This is a genomic window from Aerococcus sp. L_32 (assembly GCF_050689315.1).
In genome coordinates, this window is record NZ_JBOEQF010000149.1 from 1 (window position 1) to 5104 (window position 5104).

The following is a 5104-nucleotide window of genomic DNA, read 5'->3' on the forward strand; positions in this document are numbered from 1 at the left end:
AGAAAAAATGAGTAATAATGTATGGCTGACCCATTTCTTCGGTATGAATAGTATCTCAGTAGTTGTCGCTATCATTTGTTTCTTAAGCTCATTACTAGCGCCATTGATTTTCATGATTATTGTGCTATTATTGACTTTAATGCAAATTGCCTTATTGATCATTACCATGACGATACATTTCTTGCAATCAGGTAATGTTAGCAAATCAAAAGCCTTCTATACTATTTTGGGTGTTTTACTACTATTCTTCTTAGCAATCATTTTCTTAGTTGGTTTAATCTATTAATTTTCACTAGACTTCATTAGAAGTCTAGGTTCGCGGCTATGGCGGAACGGCAGACGCGCTGCCTTGAGGGGGCAGTGAGAGTATTCTCGTGCAAGATCAAATCTTGTTAGCCGCATATGTACTTTTTATGAATAAAAAACAGCCAGAAACCCTAATTTAAAAGGACTTTGGCTGTTTTTTTTTGGATGAAAAAACTCTACTGAATAAGATAAATATCGTCGAAAAATGTCGACTTAATTTATACAAAAAGTGGTCCAGATGTTATAGTTGAACCACTTTTCTTCTATATAACATTATAATGTGACAACTTCATAACCAGCTGTTTCAATAGCTGCTTTAGCATTATCACCTTGGCCAGCATGAACTTGAATTGTAATTTCAATACCATCTTCATCATTCACAAAGATATGCGATACACTTACACTCGCGTCAGCAAGGACTTTCGTAATATCTGAAAGGACTCCTACTCTATCTTCGACAACTTTTACGACGATACGGCTACCTTCATCACCTGGTGTATAACCAGATAAGTCAATTAAGGCTTTGAATATATCTTTATAAGTTACAATCCCTTGAACTTTTTTATTTTCATCAACAATTGGTAACACGCGAAGGTTATTCGTACGCATATATTCCGCTGCCTCTTCTACCATCCACTCAGTAGTGGCAGTTGCTGCTTTCTTGTCCATGAATTTTTCAACATCCGCTTGAGAAAGAATATAGTTTAATTCGTATACACTTAGACTTGTCGCATCTGAAGCAGATTTTGCATCAATAATGTCTTGTGTAATTAACCCAACAAATTGATCATTCTTTGTAACTGGCAGATTATGAATCTGGTGACTTTCCATTTTGGCCACAGCTTCTGTTACAGAAGTCTCCGGTGAAACAGTGATCACATCTTTACTCATATATTGTTTAATTTTCATGAAGAACCCTCCCTATTTATCAATATTTTTTTTAAGTGCTTACATATATTTTATCATTTACTTGAGTAAAGTACAGATTTTTCACCTTATTCTGGTTCAATTACTGTAACATTTTCTGTTGGTTCGCCGTTAACTACTTCTTGAATATAAGCCGGTGCAGATACGTTATGTTCTTCATCGAAGGTAATATCATAAGCGATACCTTCAAATCCTTCCGTTGCGCCAATAGCATCTTTGATGGCAGTTGGGTCTGTAGAATCGGCTTCATCAATCGCGTCCATCACCATATTTGCAGCGTCATATGCTACTGCAGAGAACATATCTGGTTGAGTACCGAATTTTTCAACATAAGCATTATAGAAGTCTTGAACATCTTGGTCAGCATCTTCTGTATATACGAAATGGGCTACGTAATAGACATTGGTCATATTTTCAGCACCTGCTAGTTCGACAATATTTTGGTTACCCAAACCATTAGGACCAACAATCGCAATATCGATACCCATTTCTCTGGCTTGTTTAATAATTGGACCAGCTTCTTGGTAGTAACCTGCAATAAAGATTACATCAGGGTTTTGAGATTTAACATTTGTTAGGACTGAGCTGAAGTCTGTATCACCAGAAATATATGACTCGTCAATAATCACGTCACCGTCAAAGTTTTCAACGAAAATATCTGTTAGGTTTTGACCATAATCAGTCGAGTTATCTTTCAATACAGCGGCAGTTTCATAGTCATTTTGGTTGGCAAACTCAGCGATAGCAGCACCTTGGAAAGAAATTTCAAAACTTGTCCGGTAGAAGTATTCCCAGACCTTACCCGTTTCTGAGTTAATGGTTGCATTATCTACTGTTGTCGTTGCGGATACAAATGGCACTTGCGCATTTTCAGCCACTGGTTGGGTAGCAAAAGTTAAGGCCGCTGTAGCCGGTCCAAGGACGACTGAATTGCCTTGCTCAATTAAATAAGTCATACCTGTAGCTGCTTCTTCTGGTGCACCTTGATTGTCGTATGACTGATAGCTCACATCTTTACCGTCGATCCCGCCCTCTTCATTCCTTTGTTCAACGGCCAATTGGACAGCATTATCTTGGACCACACCATATGCCGCAGTAGCACCGGTTAGTTCCCAAAGTCCGCCAATATTTACCGTATCTGAATTGCTGGTTGACAACTCTGAAGAGGATGATAAATTTGAATTATTAGAAGTAGCAGTAGTTGCTTGTGAGCAACCAGCTACTATAATAGAAGCCGCAAAGATCGTCGTTAGCATTTTAGTAAATTTCATGTTTTTCATAAAATATTTCTCCCATCTATTTGTAAATATTTTCTCCAACCCAAACATCAACCAAAGAGCTACATCTAACAACTTAGCCAAATAAAAAACGCCGACCCATTCAAACGGGCCGGCGTCTTAGCTAAGAGCCCGTATCTCACGAGAAATAGGACTCTACAATATATGGTAGAATCCTCAGTTAGCTAATAATAATAATAAATTTTGATGTGGGAAAGCAGAAACAAATTCTGCTTGCATATTTGAATGTACAGTCATCATTGTTTCTACCTTCCTCTCTTTAAGTTAATTTAAATATAACAAATAAAACAGAATATTCAAGTGTTTTTTAATTTAATTTTAATTATTTTCTAATTTTAAGAAAGTTTATTTAATTTCAAGCATGCTTAAGCCAATTCGACCTTTTTTCTCGTCTACTTCTGATACCCAAACTTCAACAATATCACCTACAGAAACGATATCACTTGGATTACTTACGAATTTTGTAGACATTCTCGAAATATGGACTAAACCATCTTGTTTGACACCAACATCGACAAAGGCACCAAAATCCACAACATTACGCACTGTACCTTGTAATTTCATCCCTACTTTTAAATCTTTCAATGAAAGAACATCAGATCTTAAAATTGGCGCAGCGACGTCTTCACGTGGGTCACGTCCTGGTGTCATTAGTGATTTTTGAATATCTACTAAGGTCGCTTTACCAATACCATATGTTTCAGATAAGGCATCTAGATCGAAATTGGCAATTGTTTTTCTAGCTTCTTCACTTTGTAGTTCTTCTAAAGAAATACCTAAGTCTTTCAGAATTGCCTTAACTTCCTTATAATTTTCAGGGTGTATACCTGTATTATCTAAAATGTTGTCGCCACCTGTAATACGAATGAAACCAACTGCTTGTTCATAAGTTTTAGGTCCTAAACGCTTTACCTTACCTAATTGCTTGCGGTCAGTAAACACACCATTTTCGTTTCGGTACTCAACGATATTTTTAGCAACTGTCATCGATAAGCCGGCAACATGGCTCAATAATGAAGCAGAAGCTGTATTTAAGTTGACTCCAACCCGGTTAACCACAGTTTCAACAGTGAAATCTAAACTTTCAGCAAGTTCTTTTTGAGAAACATCATGTTGGTATTGCCCTACACCAATTGCTTTAGGTTCTATTTTTACCAATTCAGCTAATGGGTCTTGCAAGCGACGCGCGATAGACACGGCTGAACGTTCTTCAACGTTATACTCAGGAAATTCTTCGCGGGCAATTTCACTAGCGGAATAAACTGAAGCGCCAGCTTCATTGACAATGCTATAAACCAAGTCTAAGTCATTGTCTTGGATTTGTTCAGCAACAAACTGTTCAGACTCACGACTTGCTGTGCCGTTACCAATCGCAACCATTTCTACTTGGTAAGTCTTGATTAATTTGATAAATTTTTTGCTGGCTTCTTCTTTTTTGTTGACCGGTGCATGCGGATAAATTACGGTTTTAGCTAACACTTTCCCAGTTGCATCAACAATAGCTAACTTACAACCTGTTCTAAATGCTGGGTCTAATCCTAGAACCACACGGCCTTTCAATGGCGGTTGCATTAATAAGTTACCTAAGTTCGTTGAAAAAGTGGCAATTGCATGTGTTTCAGCTGTCTCAGTTAATTTAGAACGCAATTCTCTTTCAATAGAAGGTTTTAAGAAACGATCTAATGAATCTTGAATAGCCGCTTGGATTTCGCGCGTTGACACTGGATGGCCTTTGATAAAACGGTGTACCAAGTGTTCAATGATTGGAAACTCATCAGCTTCAATAGAAACATTTAAAATCTTCAACTTTTCAGCCCGATTAATCGCTAATACCTGATAAGGTTTCAGATTTTGGATATTTTGGCTAAAATCGTAATATATTTCGAAGATAGCTTTTTCATCTTCCGCATTTTTACGTTTTTGACTGGTTAATTTACCTTCTTTTAATGTATATTTACGTAACCATAGACGAATATCTGCATCTTCTGCAATCCATTCAGCCATAATTTCGTGTGCCCCATCCAAGGCCATTTTAGTGTCTTGAATTTCGTCATTTAAGAATTTTTCAGCTTCCGCTTGAACATTACCTGTAGCTGGTGATGAAAATAACCATTTGGCAAGATCTTCTAAACCATTCTCTTTGGCAATAGTTGCCTTTGTACGACGTTTTTGTTTGTACGGCGCATAAAGGTCTTCAACCGTTTGTAAAACTGTCGCTTGTTTAATTTTTTTAGCTAGGTCATCTGTTAATTTTCCTTGTTCTTCAATATTTGCAAGAACTGATGCCTTTCTTTCCTCTAATTGTTTCGTATATTGGTAAGCATGTTCAATTTCTCTGATTTGAACCTCGTCCAATGACTGCGTTACTTCCTTACGATAGCGAGCGATAAAAGGTACTGTATTGCCCTCTTCTAGCAATTCCAATACATTTTCAATTTGCTTTTTATTAAATGGTAAGCTTTGATTAATAATTTGAATGTAAGATGACTCCATATTCAACACCTTTCTTTTTTCACGAACAATCATTATACCCCAAAAATGGTGCTTTTGCCATTCAACAAATTTAGACAGTC

The 5104-nt window shown here is 37.0% G+C and carries 3 protein-coding genes, 1 tRNA gene and 1 pseudogene; 2 read left to right on the forward strand and 3 right to left on the reverse strand.

Annotation, left to right across the window (positions count from 1 at the left end; all coding sequences use genetic code 11):
• Positions 1-286 (forward strand): annotated as a pseudogene (locus ACRCJ0_RS09165) (hypothetical protein); the annotation flags it as partial.
• Positions 287-318: 32 nt separating this feature from the next.
• Positions 319-401 (forward strand) — tRNA-Leu (locus ACRCJ0_RS09170).
• 178 nt (positions 402-579) lie between these two features.
• Here the strand turns inward: ACRCJ0_RS09170 and ACRCJ0_RS09175 are convergent.
• The 3 genes from ACRCJ0_RS09175 to ACRCJ0_RS09185 form a co-directional block, all read right to left on the reverse strand.
• Positions 580-1215 carry a CBS domain-containing protein gene (locus ACRCJ0_RS09175; RefSeq protein ID WP_069285944.1) on the reverse strand — a complete coding sequence of 212 codons (636 nt, stop codon included), beginning with the start codon at positions 1213-1215 and terminating at the stop codon, positions 580-582.
• Between the two features lie 86 nt (positions 1216-1301).
• Positions 1302-2513, reverse strand: a complete 1212-nt coding sequence (locus ACRCJ0_RS09180) for an ABC transporter substrate-binding protein (RefSeq protein WP_431390256.1) — start codon at positions 2511-2513, stop codon at positions 1302-1304.
• A gap of 363 nt (positions 2514-2876) precedes the next feature.
• Positions 2877-5024, reverse strand: coding sequence for a Tex family protein (locus ACRCJ0_RS09185; RefSeq protein WP_271735214.1), 2148 nt, complete (start codon positions 5022-5024; stop codon positions 2877-2879).
• Positions 5025-5104 lie beyond the last annotated feature (80 nt).

Coding starts and splice junctions, on each gene's coding strand:
- ACRCJ0_RS09175 (WP_069285944.1), bottom strand. CDS start 1,215: ATGAAAATTAAACAATATATGAGTAAAGATGTGATCACTGTTTCACCG.
- ACRCJ0_RS09180 (WP_431390256.1), bottom strand. CDS start 2,513: ATGAAAAACATGAAATTTACTAAAATGCTAACGACGATCTTTGCGGCT.
- ACRCJ0_RS09185 (WP_271735214.1), bottom strand. CDS start 5,024: ATGGAGTCATCTTACATTCAAATTATTAATCAAAGCTTACCATTTAAT.